The sequence below is a fragment of the Pseudomonas peradeniyensis genome (assembly GCF_014268935.2).
GTDB classification, from domain to species: domain Bacteria; phylum Pseudomonadota; class Gammaproteobacteria; order Pseudomonadales; family Pseudomonadaceae; genus Aquipseudomonas; species Aquipseudomonas peradeniyensis.
In genome coordinates this window covers 514,506-531,991 of record NZ_JABWRJ020000004.1, presented here as the reverse complement: position 1 = coordinate 531,991, position 17,486 = coordinate 514,506, and the positions used below count along the sequence as shown (strand labels likewise).

Below are 17,486 nucleotides of genomic sequence, written 5' to 3'. Positions count from 1 at the left end.
TTATCTCGGTAGAGCGCCTTCCAGGGCTTTGCGCAGCTCAAGAACCAGCGCGGTTGGCAGAGTGAGATGTCCGCTGTCTTCGTCGATGGAATCCAGCGTTGCAATCAAATTGCGTGAGGCGGTGTGGACGGCCATCAGCCTGGGCTTCGGAATCGTCGGGCCTTTCATCGTGCCCGCCGTGACCTTCTTCTTTCCTTTGGCCTGAGCTTTTTCCAGCTCGGCGCCTAGCACCTTGCCGGCACCGTCTCCGTGCTCGCGGACAACCTGGGCAGCTGTCGTCGCCGATACATGTCCGGCTGCTACGAGGTTCTGCACGTCGGTGTTTGCATTGCCTACGGTGAGCACCTGCTCGACATGCTGTCGTGTCTTGGCGACCTTCTTGGCGATCTGCTCGGGCGTCCACCCGAAGGCTCGCAATCGCTTGTAGCCCTCGGCCAGCTCAAGAGGGGAAAGCTTTTCGTTTTCCTGGCTGGTGATGATCCGTGCGACTCGATCTGCATCGCTGCCTTCGAAGGCGGTGACTGCAATCCAAGCCTCGGGAGGCTGCTTAGGATCCTTGCTTGGCGTGCGAGGTAACCGCCCGGCGTTATCGAGCTTGAGGAGTGAGCGACGGCGCCGGTGACCATCGACTACCCATACGCCACCTTCTGCGCGAGGTCGCACTTCGAGCGGCGGGATCTGGCCGCCCCCGGCGATGAATTCTGCAAGGGCGTCGATACTTGCTTCGAGAGCATCGCCCTCTGTGCGCAGGTTAAAGCCGGGTTCCTCATGGAGGTCTTCCAGCTTCACCTTCATGGCGTCTGCGCGGCGCACATCGCCATCTTTGATCATTTGCTTGAATGACTTTGTCATTGCAATTCACTTCCGTTGGGGCTGCATTGGAGAGCCAGTCCCGCCTGTCTCCCTGAACATGTTGATGTAGGGTCGGGAAGGGCTCTCCGATGCAGCCTGGTGCTGGGGAAGACCAGGTGATCGGGCCAGTCTGTTCCTGGCAGTCAAGGGAAAAGGGCCGGTTAGTCCCGGCGGCTCACCACTACTCAGGTGACGGGCCTTGTGACAGGCTGGGGCGGGGAAAGAGAAGACGTGCTTAACGATTTTCGATTACTCAATCTTTACCCCGCCCATTGCCGCCTCCCGCAACGCTTCGAGCCCGAAGTGGACTTCAGCTCTTTTGGCCGTCAGCCACGCCTTCGCAGTTTTGAGGCGATTTTCCAGATCCTCTACTAGCTGAACGGCTTTCTGTTCTTCTGCGCAGCTAGTGCGCAGATTTCTCATCAATACGTCGTCGGTGCTCATAGGGCCTCTCATAAGGTGATTTCCTATCTGACCCTCAACGGCGAAGGCCAGTCAGTGAAATCTGTTGAATCCTCCAGCCGCGGCGCTTGCCCGCTGGAAAACTGATTTAGCGCTTTACGCTGCACGCTCAGGGCAGTTGCCACCCCTCTGAACAGTTGAGGCCTGTCCATCGCTGCCTTCGTTGCTGGCCGGTGTTGATCCGGCGAAGGCAAATATCACGTATTGTGTTAATTGATGCCAACACGAAACGTGATTATTTTTCAGGCGAGCAACAAAAAGCCCGGCATTTAGCCGGGCTTGGTTGGCGAAAGGAGTGCTACCAGAGGACCGAGGACCAGAAGACTTTCCCTAGAATGACGATCTCTTTAGCGACCATCTCTTCTGCACTGTATTCCTCGTCAGGATGCTCATCACGGTTGAAGCTGCGCATCCTGATCCCACCACCAGGCAAGCGGTATAGGGTTTTCACCCGCAGCTGGCCGCCATGGTTGATTGCGTACATCTTGCCATCGATTACGGTAGTGGCACCCTGATCAACGCCGACTGTACTTCCATCGGGTAGCACGGGCTCCATGCTATTGCCGCCAACGGTCACACAAACTGCTTCGCTTGGTTGCACGTTCTGTCGGCGAAGGGTGATCTTGCCGAACCGCAATTTGCGCGTATGCGATTGCTCAACAACCGTGCGGCCTCGGCCTGCTGAAAGCTCGACCTCTTTCAGGTAGGGCACGTATACCTCATCTCCATCCAATGGCGTTTCGTCATCCCACACATCAAATGGGCCAATCATCGTCGCGTTTGATTCGACAGCCTCAGCGCCCGCTTCCGGGGCGCTCGGTTTGTAATCCAAGATGATTTCCGACTCATCCACACCAATCGCATTTGCGATTAGGCGCAGATCCGCGAGAGATGGCTCCCGCGTATCAGTTTCGTAGTTGCCCACCCGTGATTGGGATTTCCAGCCGCAGGCAGTCGCCAGCGCGGCCTGGGAGAGCCCGGCAGCCTTACGGTGGCGTTTGATGCGTTGTCCGAGTGTCTCTTTCATAGCCGTGATTGTAATCACGTTACGAAATAGCTCGCTTTCACTCTTCGTGATTGAAAATAACACGTTACGTGTTTATCCTGGGGCCCAGTCAAGAGGAACCCCTATGAACCACGTTCGACAGATCCGAAAGGGGGCGGGTATCAGTCAGGCCAGTCTCCGGCGAAAGCTCGATTGGAACCAATCAAGGCTCGCCAATTATGAGGCGGGGCGGAGGGCCCCAGGGCTGGAAGAGGCAAGACAGATCGTCTCGGCCCTAAATCAGCTTGGAGCGACTTGCGCCCTGGATGATGTTTTCCCTGTTTCAGCCGGAGGTCTGACACCAAGTGGTGCAGATTCTGATCTAGCCAGCCTTGTGCGAGTAGATGGCCAAAACACCTGCTAATTCATCCAGTACCCAAATCGCGGGCATAAAAAAACCGGGTGGCAGCCCGGCTTTCTCAACTTCTGAATCGGGATCAATTATGCATTTCTCCAATGCAACGCGCAATGCTGCGCCTGTCGCTCTATGTCTATCGCAATGGTGGCAAGCGTGAGCGTACAAGCTATGACCTGGGCACTCGCCATTCCCAAAGCTGCACTTGGGAATCCTGCAGCCCGTCATGTCCTGCTCTGCCTCGCCAACTACGCAGGCAGCGATGGAAGAGGGGCTTTCCCTTCTGCCGGGACTCTCTCTGACGACACCGGCCTTTCTGAGCGAACAGTGCGGTTAAAGCTAGATGAGCTCGCCCAGGCCGGTTGGATCGTTGAGGGTAACCAGGCAATTGCTGCTGCCCATATCGATCGCCGTGACCGTCGCCCCGTTGTTTACGACCTGCTGCTTAAGCGGGGTGCATCTGCTACACCTCGCCCTGAACGGGGTGCAGGAAACCGCACGGGGTGCAGCTCGCAGCAGAACGGGGTGCAGCAAAACGCAGAACGGGGTGCAGCAGCTGCACCCAATCCGTCATTGAACCAATCTACTCTCTCTCAGCGCGAGCCGTTCGCAATGTCCCTCGAATGGGAACCGAATCAGGAACTGCTGAAAGCCTATGCCCGTCGGGCAGGTCTGACCCTAGATCAATTCAACGCGGTTGCCATATCCGGCTTCGTGCTCCACCACGATGCCAAGGGCGTGGCCCAAACCGAAAAGCAGTGGCTGGCCGCCCTGGTCAGTTGGGTGAAGTCCGATCTCGCCCGTGCTGCGCGCTCGCCCGTTGTTCGCACCGGCGGAGTGCAGCGATCCAGCTTCGATGACGATGACACGTCGTGGATCGTTGAAGGGGGCAGCCAATGAATCAAGTTGCAACCGTGGCCCATGGCTTGTGGGCAAAGGTCCAGGCTGGCCAATACGTGCCCTCGGATTACTCGCTGCCTCCCGATGTGAAGGCCGAGCTCAATCGCAAAACTGCGGCGGTGATCAACGATCTGTTCCGTGATCTGCGCACGATCTGCAGCGCCTGGCAGCGAGCGTGGCCGGACGAAGCAACGTACAAGGCCGCCAAGCAGCAATGGCTGACTGCGTTTCTCGAGGCCGGTATCAACACCCCGGAGCAACTGCAGTTCGGTTTGATGCGCTGCCGGCAATCCGGCCGCGAGTTCATCCCGGCGCCCGGGAAGTTCATCGAGTGGTGCCAGCCTTCGCCGGAAATGCTGGGCCTTCCCCCGCTGGCTGCAGCCTTCCGTGAGGCTTGCCGTAACGCGCATCCCGCCATGGCAGGGAAGGGCAAGTGGACCCATGACGCGGTCTGGCATGCCGCCAAGGAAAGTGGTTTCGAGAACCTGAACAAGCTGGCTACCGATGTGAGCGCCAAGCTGTTCGAGCGCAACTACACGATTGCCGTTCGGCGCCTGGTCGCAGGTGAGCCGTTGCAGAGGATGCCGCTGGCTCTCCCTGCGGAGGTGCCAGGCCAGCGCACGCCAAAAGTGGGGAATGAAGCCCTGGCGGCGATCCGATCCAGGATGCTCGGCCGATGATCGAGCTTCCCGCACCTGACCTCACCGAATACCGATACGCGCTGTACTGCCGCTCCGACCTGTTCGGGCTCTCCAGTACCTCGCATCCACCCATTGCGCTCTACCGCGACGAAGCTGCGGCCATCGCTCATGGCCAACTCATGTGGCCGAGCGCTTACACCGTCATTGACCTTCATGGAGAAGACAGCCCATGCGGCAATCAAAGCTGACCAAGGCCGCACGCGGCCGGGAGTGCCAAGTACGCATTCCCGGGGTGTGTAACGGCAATCCAGAAACGACCGTACTTGCGCATTACCGCATGGCGGGCACTTGCGGTGTCGGCATGAAACCACACGACATGCAGGGCGCTTGGGCCTGCAGCGCCTGCCATGACGCCTGTGATGGCCGTAGTCGCAATGTCGACCGCGACACAGCGCGGCGGTACCACGCTGAGGGCGTGATGCGTACCCAGGCCTCTTTGATCAACGAGGGGGTGCTGATCGCATGAGTGCGACCCGGGAAGTGAAGTTCAGCGAGGCCGAAGTCCGCCGGCAGGCTGCCGACAAGGCCGTACGCGACCTGCGCGACCCTCGTCACCCTGGCCTGTACCTGCGGTTCTGGATCACTCGCGAGCGTGGCACCTGGCACCTGGTGCGTGGCAAGAGGTGGGTGCCGGTTGCACGTTGGCCCGACTTGGGCGTTGCAGCGGTGATTGCCGAACTGCCCGCGCTGCGTCGGCGCCTGCTGCGAGATCCGGCCACCGCGCCCGTGGCGTCCGGCATGGGTACCGTGGGCCAGCTCCTGGATTGGTACGGCGACCGGATGGCTCGCGATCGCTCGTTGTCGGCGAAGCGCAAGGCAGGCGCACGGTCTGCCATCGCTCAGCACCTGAAACCGCGACTGGCGGATCTGGCCCTGACGGACGTGAGTGCCGACTCTCTCGACAAACGACTGATGTGGCCGGCTCAGGCCGATGTGTCGCTCTCGTACCTGCGGCAGATGTTCGCCCTGTTGCTGACCGCCTTCCGCCAGGCCTTGAAGCTGGGCCTGATCGATGGGAACCCCATGGCCGGGATGCGCTTCAATGACTTCACCAAGGCCAAGATTCTGCCGAAGGCGGCGCGCCTGCGTGACGTGCAACTGCCCGAGCTGATGCAGCAACTGGCTCAGGCCTTCGACGCGACCCCTGGTGACGCCATGCTGGCCCTAATGATGTTGGCCCATGGCACCCGAATCGGCGAGACCCGTGTGGCACGGTGGGCTGATGTCTCGTTGGCGGCGGCCGAGTGGTTCATCCCAGCGGCGAACACCAAGACCCGCACCGAGCACCGCTTGCCTCTGACCGCCCAGCTGCAAGCACTGCTGACCCGGTACTGGGCGATTCAGCAGGCTCAGGGTTACCGGGGTGCCTACCTGTTCCCGAGTCGACGCGGGCTGCCGCTCAGCGAGACGCAGGCCAGTGCCGTCTTCACCCGGTTGGGGCAGGGCGCTTGGACCAGTCACGATCTACGCAAGGTGTCCCGCAGCACTTGGACCGACCTCGGCATCGACGGCCACATCGGCGAGATGCTGCTGAATCACTCGCTGGGCAAGATCGCCAGCACCTACATCCACACCCAGGCCATGCAGCAGCGCCGGGCAGCCCTGGTGAAGTGGCACGCCTGGTTAGACGGCATTGGCTTCGGTGCCATTCACGGCCTTACAGAGGCCTTATCCGAGATTTCTCATAACGGCGCGCAGCCCGCTAATGGCGGGGCTTCGAGCGACCTTACCGAATTTGTTACTAGCGAGGATTCGAAAGCATGAAAAAGAGCCACGGACCGGCCCTGAAGAAGCCGGCGATTGAGCTCGCTCAATGCCCGGAGTGCTTCGGGAAAGCGCTTATCAAGGGCTTGTTTTATGAGCTGTCGTGCGAACGCTGCAATGCCTCGGGCTGGGTAGCAGCAGCAACTGGCGAGGCCCTGGCCCTGGATGATCTGGTGACTCAGCTGAGCATGAGACTGCAGGCCGCGACACGACAGATCGAGCAATTGAAGAAAGTCCGGGTGACAGGCCCGGAGGCGCTGTATCAGGAAGGCAACCGGCTGGGCGCCGGCGGCACAAACTACACCGGGGACTGAAGGATGAACACAAGAAAGCCGCTGCACCGCCCATTAGGCGATACCGAGTACATGTTGGAACAGTGGGGCTGGTGGCGGATGGATGGAATGGGGGTTCCGGGCTATACGTCGCCTGCTTTCGCGCTGATGCGCGATCATCTTCCATCTGCCTCTAAGCCGTATGCACTTATCGATGAGCTTGCCATGGCTGTAGATGGAGCCGTGGCCAGACTCTGCCGGCGTGACCAGATGATGGGCGACATGATTTGGTTGTATTACGGGGCGAAATGGCCTGCGGTGCGGGTAGGGCGCCACTATTGTGTCAGTGAAATGAAGGCGCGAGAGCTGATTAAGGCAGGTGTGGCTTGGGTTGATTGCGTGCTTGAGGACTTGAAGGGCGCGGCTTGATAAAAGGGGTTGTCCATATGGAATAGCTCTGTTTTCATAGCAGCGTGTCCAGCTTGCAAGCAACGCGACACAGATGAACCCCGGCCATTGCGTCGGGGTTTTCTGTTTCTGGGCCAGTTGCGATAACCTCGGTGCTTATCTACGAGCGAGCCGAGGTTGTCCATGAAACGCGACATGAAGCTGGTTAAGGAGATTCTGGGGCTCATCGAGCATACGGGGACCCTCGATGGGTTAACCCACTCTGAGCTCATGGAGGAGGTATTGGCCACCCATGGAGTTCTGGATAGCGGCGGTGAAGCTGAGGAGGCCTTGGTTGAGGATGTAACTTACCAGCTGGGCATTTTGGAGTCCGGCGGCTTGTTGCTGAGGACCGAGATCGATCCAATAGGTGATCGTCCCGATGAGACCTACTACCAGCTGACATGGGCTGGGCATGACTATCTTGACGAAAGTCGGTCCAAACCATCATTGGATTACAAGGGCATGCTCTGATTTGAGAACCGTGTTTCAAGCTTCACCATCGACCGGGGCTTTTTGATGGAGCTTTACCAGCAGGTATTCACCATCAATTGCTAATGATCGCCGTGAGTGGTATTCATTTCCTCATAACTGAGGAGAGGCAATGGCTACCTACACTTGGCAGAAAAATGCGATTGATGAGTATGAGGTTTGGAATGTCTATGTGGATGGGAAGCTATACCCTATTCCATTCTCAAGCGAATCCTTAGCCAAGGATGAGATCGAGCTTCTGAAGCGAAAGGAAGTGGAACTGGAGCTTGAACGGAATCGCAATGTTAGGAAACCGGGTGACGACTGACAAAGAGTCCCCCGCTACTTTTTAATCAAAGCCCAGTCACCGTACTGGGCTTTTTCATTTGAACTCCCGGCAACGGGGGAAATCGAGATGCCGAACATGCCCGAAAAGGATCCTGGCCTTTGGGCCGCTGTGCTTGCCTGGCTCCTAGCGCACCAACCCCAACTTTCCACAGGGGGCATTGCTGCTGCCGTTGCGATGTTCCGGGTAGTTTACGGCGGCGGCAGGGGGCGAAAAGTTCTACTGGAGGGAGTAATCTGCGGCTTGATTGCCGTGAGCCTGCTGCCTCTGCTGGAGTACTTCGCTCTACCTGCCAATCTTTCTGTTTTCGCAGGCTGCATGGTTGGCTTTGTGGGAGTTGATAAGCTCCGTGAATACTCCGACCGTTTCATGGGCAAGAAGATAGAAGGTTGATCTATGCCTCCTAAAGCCAAGCGGCCATGCCGTAAGCCAATGTGTCCGGTCAAGACGAACAGTGAACATGGGTATTGCGAGGTCCATGCCTCGCTGGCCATTGGCTGGAATAACCCCGAGCGCGGCACGGCGGAGCAGCGTGGCTATGGCTGGGAGTGGCGCAAGCTGGCCCAGGCGATCCTCAAGCGTGATCGCTACCTGTGTCAGTGCGAAAACTGTGGTGGGAAGCATCTTCCGGCATCGGAAGTTGACCACGTTATGCCGAAAAGCTTGGGCGGAACCAACGATCCAGGCAATTTGCGGGCAATAAATCACGACTGCCACAAGGCCAAAACCGAGCGCGAAGCCCGGAGGGCGCGCCGGCGATCGTGAGGCGATTAGGTGGCGAAAAGTGGTCGAAAAGTCACCAAGTGGGGGGGTAGGTAAAATCTCTACAGCCATCGCCCCTCTCCACCGATCGCCCAGCCTTTTTCACACACCCGCGAAATTAAAAAAAATCGCATTCCAGAAAATCGGGAGGCCTGAACGATGGGGCGACCCGCGAAACCTACCGCCCTCAAGCTGCTGCAGGGCAACCCCGGCAAGCGAAAACTCAAGAAGGACGGCCCCGCGCCGGCGCCGCTGGCGGAAACCCCGGACGCCCCGGAGTGGCTGGGGGAATGGGCCGTTGAAATGTGGGGCGCCATTGCGCCGTGGTTGACCCAGACCGGGATCATGACCCGCACCGACACGCACAACCTGGCGGTCTTTTGCGCCGCCTATGAGCGGTGGCGGCTGGCTGAGGAAGAAGTGGCCAGCAAGGGCATCACCGTCGTGGACGCCAAAGGCGTGCTCAAGAAGAATCCCGCCTGCACCGTGATCAATGAGGCGCTGCGTCAGCTGGCCAGCTTCGGGGCAGCCCTCGGGCTGGACCCGGCCAGCCGTGCGCGCCTGATGGGCAGCGGCGGGCCGGAGAAACCAGAAAACCCGTTCATCGTGCTCAAAGGAGGGCGGGCCTCGAAGTGAGTTAGGACATGGCCAGCTACCCGAACGTAAACGCGGCGAACAAGTACGCCCGCGACGTGGTGGCCGGCAAGATCCAGGCATGCAAGTACGTGCGTCGGGCCTGTCAGCTCCACCTGGATGACCTGGCCAAGTCGAAGAAGCGCAATTTTCGCTGGACCTTCGACCGCGACACCGCCGAGCAGGTGGCGGTGTTCATCCAGCTGCTGCCGCATGCCAAGGGCAAATGGGCGGCGCTGCGCGAGCTGATCAAGCTGGAGCCGTGGCAGCTGTTCATTTTCTGCAGCATCTTCGGTTGGGTCGACAAGAAGACCCGCCGCCGGCGGTACCGCGAGGTGTACATCGAGGTGCCCCGCAAGAACGGCAAGAGCGTGCTGGCCGCCGGCGTCGGCCTGTACATGCTGGTCATGGACGGGGAGTTCGGCGCCGAGGTGTATTGCGGTGCGACCACCGAGCGGCAGGCCTGGGAGGTGTTCAAGCCGGCGCGACAGATGGTGCGACGCACCCCCGAACTGGTCGAAGCCTTTGGCATCCAGGTCGCGGCAAAAAACCTGTCGGTGATCGGTGACGAAAGCAAGTTCGAACCGCTGATCGGCGACCCCGGCGACGGTCAGTCGCCGAGCTGTGCCATCGTGGACGAGTTCCACGAACACACCTCGGCCGCGCTCTACGAAACCATGCTGACCGGCATGGGTGCCCGAGATCAGCCGATGATGTTCGCCATCACCACGGCGGGCTACAACATCGCCGGGCCGTGCTACCTGCAGCGCGCTCAGGTGATCGACAAGCTAGAAGGGACGGTGCCGAACGACGAGTTGTTCGGAATCATCTACACGATTGACGAGGACGACGACTGGAAAGATCCGGCGGTCCTGCGCAAAGCCAACCCCAACTATGGCGTCTCGGTCGGGGCTGAGTACCTGCTGAAACGCCAGGCTGATGCGACGCGTTACCCGTCACGGCAAAACGCGTTCAAGACCAAGCACCTCAACATCTGGGTTAGCGCCAAGGAAGCCTGGCTGAACATGGCCGACTGGGAGGCGTGCGGCGACCCCACGCTGACCCTGGACCAGTTCCTGGGCCAGCGCTGTTGGATCGGCATTGACCTGGCCAGTAAGTCGGATATCTGCGCGGTGTCGCTGGTGTTCCTGGACAAGGTGGAGCTGGTCCCGGGCAGCGGCAAGTGGGTCAACCGCTGGACCATCTTCTGCAAGTCGTTTTTGCCCGAAGGCGCGATAGAGCGGGGCGGGCCGAACAAGGCCGCTTACGAGGCCTGGGCCAACGCCGGGTTGCTGGAGGTGTGCGACGGCGAGGAAATGGACTTCGACCTGGTGCGCGACATGGTGGGCGAATTCGCTGGCATGTTCGACGTGCAGGAGGTGGCCTACGACAAATGGCGCGCCACCCAGCTGGCCCACCAACTGCAGAAGGACGGCGCCGAGGTAGTCGAAATGGGCGGTGGCGTAGCCAGCATGAACCTGCCCATGCGCGAGCTGGAAGCGGCGCTACTGTCCGGTCGCGTGCGCCACTGCAGCGACCCGGTATTGGCCTGGCAGGCCGGAAACGTCGTGGTGCGTCCGTTCAAGGGCTGCATCACGCCGATGAAGGCCGATGAAGGCAAGACCGACATGCGCAAAATCGACGGCATTGTCGCCGCGCTGATGGCGATGAACCGCGCCATGGTCAGCGAATTTGAGCCGGAAGGGCTGTTGGCCAGCCTTACCGAAGACGACCTATTAGCTATGTGAGTCCATACGATGAAATGGCTTCCTGAATCTATCGGGACGGCAGGCTTTTGCCTGTTCGTCGCGGGCCTCTACGTCCAGTTTGGAGCGGGTGTGGCCCTGATGGTCGGTGGCGGCCTGCTGGTGGCCGGCGCCGCCAAGGCGGTGTGGCGATGATCCTGGGCGCGATGTTCGAGCAGCGCAGCAGCTTGGAGGTGCCCAGCACGCCGATGAACAGCAAGGAGCTGACCGAATACCTGTTCGAAGGGCAGGGTATCAGCGTCAGCCCAGCGTCGGCCATGCGCCTGACGGCGGTGTATGCGTGCATCTACGTGCTGTCCAGCTCCATGGCCCAGTTGCCGCTGAGCGTGTTGCGCAAGGTCAACGGGCGGATCGAGGTGGCCACCGACCACCCGGCCCATTACCTGCTTCACGATGAGCCGAACACCTGGCAGACCTCTTACCGCTGGCGGGAAACCAAGCAGGCCCATGTGCTCGGCTGGGGCAACGGCTACACGCGCACGGTACGCAGTCGCCGCGGTGAATTGCTGTCGCTGGAAATGCACGAGCCGCAACACACCGAGCTGGTGAGGAACGGCAATCGCTGGGTGTATTCGACCCAGGACGAAGAAGGCGCGCCGCTGGCGGTGTCGCCCGAGGACATGATTCACCTGCGCGCCATCGGCTCGCACCGGCGCATGGGCATCAGCCCCATCCGGCAGAACGCCGACACCATCGGCCTGGGCATGGCCACGGTGCGCTACGGCAAGGAGTTTTTCGAGGGTGGCGGTCGGCCTACCGGCCTGGTCACCGTCAAGGACGGGAAGCTGGATAACACCAGCTGGGAGCGCCTGAAAACGGTCTGGCGGGCCGCCGTGGAACGGCTCAAGCGTTCGGACAACAAGACGCTGCTGTTGCCCGCCGACCTCGATTACAAGGCGCTGACCATCGCCCCCGAGGATGCGCAATTTCTCGAGACTCGCAAGCTGACCCGCAGCGAGATTGCCAGCATCTTCAACGTGCCGGCGCACATGATCAACGACCTGGAAAAGGCCACGTTCTCCAACATCAGCGAACAAGCCATCCAGTTCGTGCGCCACACGGTCATGCCGTGGGTGAAGAACTGGGAGGAAGAAGTTAATCGCCGCGTCTTCACCCGCGCCGAGCGCATGGCCGGCTACTACGTCAAGTTCAACTTGGCCGGCCTGTTGCGCGGTACTCCGAAAGAGCGCGCCGAGTTCTACCGCATCGCCATTCAAGACGGTTGGATGAGCCGCAACGAAGTGCGCGTGCTGGAAGACCTCAACCAGCTGGAAGGCCTCGACTCGATGTTGCTCAACGTCAACACGCAGTTGCTCGGCGCAGACGGCAAGCCGTTACCCGTAACGAAGCAGGAATAACCCATGAGTGAATTCGAACAACGCATGCTGCAGGCGCAGCATTGCGAGCTTCGTGCTGTCCAGCCGGATGAGCAGGGCAGCGCGCCGAAGATCGCCGGCTATGCCGCTGTCTTCAACCAGCGTAGCGACCTGCTGGGCGGCACCTTCGTGGAAATCATCGCCCCGGGCGCGTTCGATGACGTGCTGAACCAGGACACCCGAGCGCTGTTCAACCACGACCCGACCTACCTGCTGGGTCGCACAGCCAGCGGCACGTTGCGCCTGAACGTGGATGAACGCGGCCTGGCCTATGAAATCGACACGCCCAATACGCAGACCATCCGCGACCTGGTGGTCGAGCCGCTGCGCCGTGGCGACATGAGCGGCAGCAGCTTCGCCATGCGCGTGGCCAAGGGTGGCGACACCTGGCACGAAGAGAAAGACGGCCTGATCGTCCGCACGATCTTCAAGATCGCCGAGCTACGCGATGTAGGGCCGGTGGCGTTCCCCGCTTACCCCGACTCCAGCGCTGCCCAGCGCTCCCTGTCTGCCTGGAAGCAGGCGCAAACCGAAGGCGACGAAGCCCGCGCACATTTTGAGCGCGAGGCCCGCGAGCGCCTGCTTGACCTAACTGAACTGTGATCCCAAGGGGGAGCTATGACCCTGCAACAAATGAAAGAAGCCTATAACAAGCTGTCGGCCGAAATGCGCTCGTTGCATGACACCACCCCGGACGACGGCTGGACCGGCGAAGTCCGCGCCAAGTGGGAAGGCATGAAAGCCGACCTCAAGGGGCTGCGCGAGAAGATTGAGCGTGAAGAAGAACTGCGTGCCCAGGATCAGAGCTTTGTCGAAGGCCTGGACCGTGAGCGTCCGACCGGCGCACCGAAGAACGAAGCGGAGGCTGAGCAGCGCAGTGCCTGGGATAACTGGGTGCGTCGCGGCCTGGAGTATCTGACCCCCGAGCAGCGTTCCGTGGTTCTGGAAATGCGTGCTCAAGGTACCAATCCGAACGAGGCGGGCGGTTTCACCGTGCCGACCACCCTGCAGGCCAAGGTGATCGAATCGCTGGTGACCTACGGCGGTATTGCTTCGGTTTGCCAGCTGCTGCAGACCGACAACGGCGCGCCCATCGCCTGGGCCACCAGCAACGGCGGCGAGGAAGAAGGCGAGCTGATCGGCGAGAACAAGCCCGCCGGCGAAAAGGATGTCGAGTTCGGGATGGGCACCATGGGGTCGCACACCATCAGCTCGAAGATCATCCGCGTCTCTGAACAGCTGCTGCAGGACTCGGGCATTGACATGGAAGGCTACCTGGCCGGCCGTATCGGTAAGCGCGTGTCGCGTACCCGTAACCGCCTGATCGTCCAGGGCACCGGTACCGGCGAAACCGCCGATGCGCCGGCGCAGCCGAAGGGCCTGGAACACTCGACCCCTCAAGGTGCCATGACCGCCAAGGCCACTGCTTTCACCTGGCAGGAGGTCAACAGCCTGATTCACTCCATTGACCCGGCGTACCGTGCGGCCGCCAAGTTCCGCTTGGCGTTCAACGACAAGACGCTGCAGGCGATGGAAGAGATGGTGGACGCCAACAATCGCCCGCTGTGGCTGCCCGGCATCGACAGCGACCGTCCGGCCACCATCCTCAAGCATCAGTATGTGATCGATCAGGCCGTTGCCGATATCGGCGCCGGTAAGAAATTCATGTATGCCGGCGACTTCAACGAACTGGTGCTGCGCGCGGTCCGTAGCCTGACCCTCAAGCGTCTGGTGGAGCGTTACGCCGAGTACGGCCAGGTCGGCTTCCTGGCGTTCGTGCGCTTCGGCTTGGTGCTGCAGGACACGGCCGCTATCAAGCACCTGGTGGGCAAGACCGCCTGACGGGAGGGTTGCCCATGCTGACGCTTGAGCAGATCAAGAGCCATTGCAAGCTGGAGCTGGACGAAACCGAGGAAGACACGCTGCTGCAGGCCTACGCCCGCGCAGCGCGACGCCAGGTCGAGAAGGACAGTGGCCGGAGGTTGTACTGGGTCACGCTGCCGGCCGACGCGCCGGCCAACGCGACCGGCGATGAAGCCTACCTGCGCGGGCTGCTGCCGATCGATGCGTCGGAGAACGCGTTACCCGTAACGGACGACTTGGCGCTGGCCATGCTGCTGTTGGTCGCCCACTGGCACCGCAACCGCGAGCCGGTCACCGAGTCGACCAGCAACGGCACCAAGGCGCTGCCGCTGGCCTATGACGCCCTGGTGCAGCCTTACCGCTGGTTCACGCTGTGAGGGAGCCGGAAGCGGGCGAACTGTGCACCCGGGCGGTGGTGCGCATCCGCAGCGACACGCCAAAAGGCTCTGCAGGCCTTGAGTCAAATTTCGAGTCGGTAGCCAAACGCTGGTGCAAGATCGAGCCGTTAGGCACGGCCACCTACACCGGGTCGGTGCAGACCGGGACGACCATTACGCATCGGATCTACTGTCGATTCGTGCGGGACCTGGACACGCGGCATGAACTGGTCGCCGGCGGCCGGGTGTTCCGCGTCAAGCGGGCTACCGGTATGCGCGGGCGGCAGGTGTGGTCGGTGATCGAGGTCGAGGAGCTGCAGGCGGCGAATGCGCCGGCGGGAGGTGGCCGTGGCCAACTCCGTTTCGATTGACGGCTATCTGCATGTCGAGGGCTTCGACAAGTTCGACCAAGAGGCCTTCAACAAGCGAAAGATCCGCGCTGGCATGCGCAAGGTTGGCCAGCTGATCACCGGCCGGGCACAGATGAATCTAGCGCTCGGCGGTGGCCAGGACGGCTACCCCGTAAACCGTAGCGGGGCCACCACCGACTCCATCGGCTACAAGGTGTCGCGCTCGGGCTTTCTGGTGCGTGTCGCACCCAGCAAGACCGCGAGCATGAGGGCCTTCTATCCCGCTTACCTGCACTACGGCGTGCGCCGCAAGAGTGGGGGCGGGTGGCGGATCAAACCCCGCGACAACTACATGACCGACGCCCTGGTCGACAGCCGAGACGAGGTGCGGCGCATCCTGCAGCAGGCCTTTTCCGCCGCGCTGCTCAACTGAGTACCTGACATGAAAATCACGCCTGTGATCGAGCAGCTGCGCGCCTATGCGCGTGGATTCGAAGGGCGCGTGGCCGGCGGACTGGATTGGGACCCGACCGCCGACAGCGCCAAGATGAAGCCGCCGGCGGCCTATGTCATCGCTGTTGGTGACTCGGCCGACGAGCCGCAAGCGCAGAACGTTTACACCCAAGTTGTGCGCGACGCCATCGACGTATGCGTTGTGCTGCCGACTGACGACGAGCGCGGGCAATCGGTGGCTGACCCGCTGCACGACCTCCGCGCCCAGTTGTGGCGTGCTCTGGTGGGCTTCGAGCCTGACCCGGAGTCGGGGCCGTTGTTGTACGACGGCGGCCAGCTGCTGCTGATCGATCGCGAACGGGTGGTTTACCGCTATCGCTTCTATGCCGACCTGCAGTTGGGGCGCTGGGAGCAGACCGGCGAAGGCAAGCCGCAGACCTGGCAGGAATGGCAGCTGGCCGGCCTGCCAGCCCTGGAAGGCATCGACACCCGTTTGGACTTCCTCAACCCCCTGAAAGACCCCAACGTCACGGCCTCGGGGCCAGACGGGCGGGTCGAGTTCACCATCCGTGAGGACTTGAACCCATGACCACGATTCACCTCAAGCCGGCACCGGGGCGCGATTGCCCGCTGCCGGATCAGCCGGGCAAGTACCTGCCCGCCGAGGGCGCTGCAGTGCCCCGTGATGCCTATTGGGAGCGCCGTATCATCGACGGCGACGCCCTGGAACAGAAGACCACCACCTGGGGGAGCAAAGCGCGATGAGCGTCAGTTTCAGCAACATCCCCAGCGACATTCGCGTGCCGCTGTTCTATGCCGAAGTCGACAACTCCATGGCCAACAGCGGCGGGTCCAGCCTGCGCCGGCTGATCGTCGGCCAGGTCAACGACGACGCCGACAGCGACGAAATCGGCCGCTTGGTGCTGGTGTCGAAGACCAGCGACGCCAAGGACATTGGCGGCACCGGCTCGATGCTCGCCGCTATGCATGCACGCTGGCGGGCCATCGACGTGGCCGGCGAGGTCTGGTGCCTGCCGCTCAAGGTGGCCACCGGAGCGGCCGCGACCGCCACCGTTACCGTAACGGGCAGTGTCGCCACCGCCGGCCTGGTCAATCTGTACGTGGCCGGCCAGCGCGTGCGCGCCGATGCCGTGTTCGGGGCTTCGGCCGAGGCCGTGGCGGCCAGCCTGGCAGCGGCCATCAATGCCGCCATTGATCTGCCGGTGACGGCCACGGCCGCCGCCGGCGTGGTCACCCTGCAGGCCAAGTTCAAGGGCGAGCTGGGCAACGATATCCAAGTCCAGCTGAACCGCCTGGGGCGCGCCAATGGCGAAACCACGCCGGCCGGCCTGACGGTGGTGGCCACGGCCATGACCAACGGCGCCGGCACCCCGGCTGTATCGGCGGCGCTGGCTGCACTGGGCGACGAAGAATTCGAGTTCATCGCCCAGCCCTGGACCGATGCCGACACGTTGGGCGCCTGGAAAACCGCCATGGACGACAGCGCCGGCCGCTGGTCCTGGGCGAAGCAGCTCTATGGCCATGTGTACAGCGCGCAGCGCGGCACGTTGGGCCAGCTGGTCGCCGCCGGGCGCCTGCGCAACGATCCGCACGTTTCCGTGCATGGCTTCGAGCGCGGCGTGCCGCAGCCGGCGTGGGAAGTGGCGGCGGCCTGGGCGGCACGTACCGCTGTGTTCATCAGTGCCGACCCGGCGCGACCGACGCAGACCGGCGCGTTGACGGGCATCGACCCGGCGCAGGCGAGTGACCGTTTTACCCTGACCGAGCGCCAATCGCTGCTGACCAGTGGCATGGCCACCGCTGTCTACAACGGCGGCAGCTACCGCATCGAGCGGGCCGTTACGACCTACCAGCGTAACGCCTACGGCCAGCCGGATGACTCCTATCTGGACAGCGAGACACTGCACCAGTCGGCCTACGTGATTCGCTACTTGCGCAGCATCATCACCAGCAAGTACGGCCGTCACAAGCTGGCCAACGACGGGACGCGCTTCGGCCCTGGCCAGTCCATCGTCACGCCGAAGGTGATTCGCGGCGAGCTGATCGCGGCCTATGGCGCGCTTGAGCGTGAGGGCATTGTCGAGAACGCCGAGGCGTTCAATCAGTACCTGATCGTGGAGCGCGACCCGAAGAACCCGAATCGCCTGAGTGTGCTGTTCCCGCCGGACCTGGTGAACCAACTGCGTGTGTTCGCGCTGCTGTACCAATTCCGCCTGCAGTACCCGGACGCGGCGTAACCCTCATCGTTCAACCCCAGCCCGCCCAGTGCG

The 17,486-nt window shown here is 61.7% G+C and carries 27 protein-coding genes; 24 read left to right on the top strand and 3 right to left on the bottom strand.

Translation table 11 applies throughout. The features are described from left to right. From HU751_RS22760 to HU751_RS22750, 3 genes are all read right to left on the bottom strand, one after another. A complete protein-coding gene (locus HU751_RS22760; RefSeq protein ID WP_186733628.1) occupies positions 1–852 on the bottom strand; it encodes a ParB/RepB/Spo0J family partition protein in 852 nt (283 codons plus the stop codon). A 249-nt stretch (positions 853–1,101) separates the two neighbouring features. Next, positions 1,102–1,296, bottom strand: coding sequence for a hypothetical protein (locus HU751_RS22755; RefSeq protein WP_186733629.1), 195 nt, complete (start codon positions 1,294–1,296; stop codon positions 1,102–1,104). Positions 1,297–1,612: 316 nt separating this feature from the next. Beyond that, the gene (locus tag HU751_RS22750; RefSeq protein ID WP_050706358.1) at positions 1,613–2,341 is read right to left on the bottom strand and encodes an XRE family transcriptional regulator; all 729 of its coding nucleotides are present in this window, start codon (positions 2,339–2,341) and stop codon (positions 1,613–1,615) included. Here HU751_RS22750 and HU751_RS22745 point away from each other — a divergent pair. The 24 genes from HU751_RS22745 (at position 2,316) to HU751_RS22630 (ending at position 17,453) form a co-directional block, all read left to right on the top strand. Beyond that, entirely contained in the window at positions 2,316–2,723 is a 408-nt protein-coding gene (locus HU751_RS22745; RefSeq protein WP_437181061.1) for a helix-turn-helix transcriptional regulator, read from the top strand. The two genes, HU751_RS22750 and HU751_RS22745, sit on opposite strands and share 26 nt — an antisense overlap. Positions 2,724–2,885: 162 nt before the next feature. Further along, on the top strand, positions 2,886–3,614 hold the full coding sequence (locus tag HU751_RS22740) for a DnaT-like ssDNA-binding domain-containing protein (protein ID WP_186733693.1): 729 nt from the start codon (positions 2,886–2,888) through the stop codon (positions 3,612–3,614). Positions 3,615–3,628: 14 nt separating this feature from the next. Further along, entirely contained in the window at positions 3,629–4,294 is a 666-nt protein-coding gene (locus HU751_RS22735; protein ID WP_367616986.1) for a replication protein P, read from the top strand. Further along, a complete protein-coding gene (locus HU751_RS22730; protein ID WP_186733631.1) occupies positions 4,291–4,503 on the top strand; it encodes a hypothetical protein in 213 nt (70 codons plus the stop codon). The genes HU751_RS22735 and HU751_RS22730 overlap by 4 nt, the downstream gene beginning before the upstream one ends. Then, positions 4,485–4,781, top strand: coding sequence for a DUF1364 domain-containing protein (locus HU751_RS22725; protein ID WP_186733632.1), 297 nt, complete (start codon positions 4,485–4,487; stop codon positions 4,779–4,781). The genes HU751_RS22730 and HU751_RS22725 overlap by 19 nt, the downstream gene beginning before the upstream one ends. Continuing rightward, positions 4,778–6,079: a tyrosine-type recombinase/integrase gene (locus HU751_RS22720; protein WP_186733633.1), complete on the top strand. Its 1,302-nt coding sequence runs from the start codon at positions 4,778–4,780 to the stop codon at positions 6,077–6,079. Before HU751_RS22725 ends, HU751_RS22720 begins: the two co-directional genes overlap by 4 nt. Continuing rightward, positions 6,076–6,393, top strand: coding sequence for a hypothetical protein (locus HU751_RS22715; protein ID WP_186733634.1), 318 nt, complete (start codon positions 6,076–6,078; stop codon positions 6,391–6,393). The genes HU751_RS22720 and HU751_RS22715 overlap by 4 nt, the downstream gene beginning before the upstream one ends. Before the next feature lie 3 nt (positions 6,394–6,396). Then, on the top strand, positions 6,397–6,780 hold the full coding sequence (locus tag HU751_RS22710; protein ID WP_186733635.1) for an antiterminator Q family protein: 384 nt from the start codon (positions 6,397–6,399) through the stop codon (positions 6,778–6,780). A gap of 162 nt (positions 6,781–6,942) precedes the next feature. Further along, positions 6,943–7,272, top strand: coding sequence for a DUF2513 domain-containing protein (locus HU751_RS22705; protein WP_186733636.1), 330 nt, complete (start codon positions 6,943–6,945; stop codon positions 7,270–7,272). Between the two features lie 130 nt (positions 7,273–7,402). Beyond that, positions 7,403–7,597, top strand: a complete 195-nt coding sequence (locus HU751_RS22700; protein ID WP_186733637.1) for a hypothetical protein — start codon at positions 7,403–7,405, stop codon at positions 7,595–7,597. A gap of 87 nt (positions 7,598–7,684) precedes the next feature. Further along, the gene (locus HU751_RS22695; protein ID WP_186733638.1) at positions 7,685–8,008 is read left to right on the top strand and encodes a phage holin, lambda family; all 324 of its coding nucleotides are present in this window, start codon (positions 7,685–7,687) and stop codon (positions 8,006–8,008) included. 3 nt (positions 8,009–8,011) lie between these two features. Continuing rightward, positions 8,012–8,380, top strand: coding sequence for an HNH endonuclease (locus HU751_RS22690; protein WP_225933370.1), 369 nt, complete (start codon positions 8,012–8,014; stop codon positions 8,378–8,380). Positions 8,381–8,536: 156 nt separating this feature from the next. Then, the gene (locus tag HU751_RS22685) at positions 8,537–9,013 is read left to right on the top strand and encodes a phage terminase small subunit P27 family (protein WP_186733639.1); all 477 of its coding nucleotides are present in this window, start codon (positions 8,537–8,539) and stop codon (positions 9,011–9,013) included. Positions 9,014–9,021: 8 nt separating this feature from the next. After that, the gene (locus HU751_RS22680) at positions 9,022–10,758 is read left to right on the top strand and encodes a terminase large subunit (RefSeq protein ID WP_186733640.1); all 1,737 of its coding nucleotides are present in this window, start codon (positions 9,022–9,024) and stop codon (positions 10,756–10,758) included. 9 nt (positions 10,759–10,767) lie between these two features. Continuing rightward, the gene (locus HU751_RS22675; RefSeq protein ID WP_052896001.1) at positions 10,768–10,911 is read left to right on the top strand and encodes a hypothetical protein; all 144 of its coding nucleotides are present in this window, start codon (positions 10,768–10,770) and stop codon (positions 10,909–10,911) included. Then, positions 10,908–12,134: a phage portal protein gene (locus HU751_RS22670; RefSeq protein ID WP_186733641.1), complete on the top strand. Its 1,227-nt coding sequence runs from the start codon at positions 10,908–10,910 to the stop codon at positions 12,132–12,134. Before HU751_RS22675 ends, HU751_RS22670 begins: the two co-directional genes overlap by 4 nt. Before the next feature lie 3 nt (positions 12,135–12,137). After that, positions 12,138–12,755 carry an HK97 family phage prohead protease gene (locus tag HU751_RS22665; RefSeq protein WP_186733642.1) on the top strand — a complete coding sequence of 206 codons (618 nt, stop codon included), beginning with the start codon at positions 12,138–12,140 and terminating at the stop codon, positions 12,753–12,755. Between the two features lie 15 nt (positions 12,756–12,770). Further along, a complete protein-coding gene (locus tag HU751_RS22660) occupies positions 12,771–13,994 on the top strand; it encodes a phage major capsid protein (protein WP_186733643.1) in 1,224 nt (407 codons plus the stop codon). A 14-nt stretch (positions 13,995–14,008) separates the two neighbouring features. Then, entirely contained in the window at positions 14,009–14,392 is a 384-nt protein-coding gene (locus HU751_RS22655) for a head-tail connector protein (RefSeq protein WP_186733644.1), read from the top strand. Beyond that, positions 14,389–14,763: a head-tail adaptor protein gene (locus HU751_RS22650; RefSeq protein WP_186733645.1), complete on the top strand. Its 375-nt coding sequence runs from the start codon at positions 14,389–14,391 to the stop codon at positions 14,761–14,763. Before HU751_RS22655 ends, HU751_RS22650 begins: the two co-directional genes overlap by 4 nt. Then, complete coding sequence (locus HU751_RS22645; protein WP_186733646.1) at positions 14,741–15,175, top strand: hypothetical protein; 435 nt, start codon at positions 14,741–14,743, stop codon at positions 15,173–15,175. The genes HU751_RS22650 and HU751_RS22645 overlap by 23 nt, the downstream gene beginning before the upstream one ends. 9 nt (positions 15,176–15,184) lie before the next feature. Beyond that, a complete protein-coding gene (locus HU751_RS22640) occupies positions 15,185–15,784 on the top strand; it encodes a phage tail terminator protein (RefSeq protein ID WP_186733647.1) in 600 nt (199 codons plus the stop codon). Further along, the gene (locus HU751_RS22635; RefSeq protein ID WP_186733648.1) at positions 15,781–15,960 is read left to right on the top strand and encodes a DUF2635 domain-containing protein; all 180 of its coding nucleotides are present in this window, start codon (positions 15,781–15,783) and stop codon (positions 15,958–15,960) included. Before HU751_RS22640 ends, HU751_RS22635 begins: the two co-directional genes overlap by 4 nt. Beyond that, complete coding sequence (locus HU751_RS22630; protein WP_186733649.1) at positions 15,957–17,453, top strand: phage tail sheath subtilisin-like domain-containing protein; 1,497 nt, start codon at positions 15,957–15,959, stop codon at positions 17,451–17,453. The genes HU751_RS22635 and HU751_RS22630 overlap by 4 nt, the downstream gene beginning before the upstream one ends. The last annotated feature ends 33 nt before the right edge of the window (positions 17,454–17,486 follow it).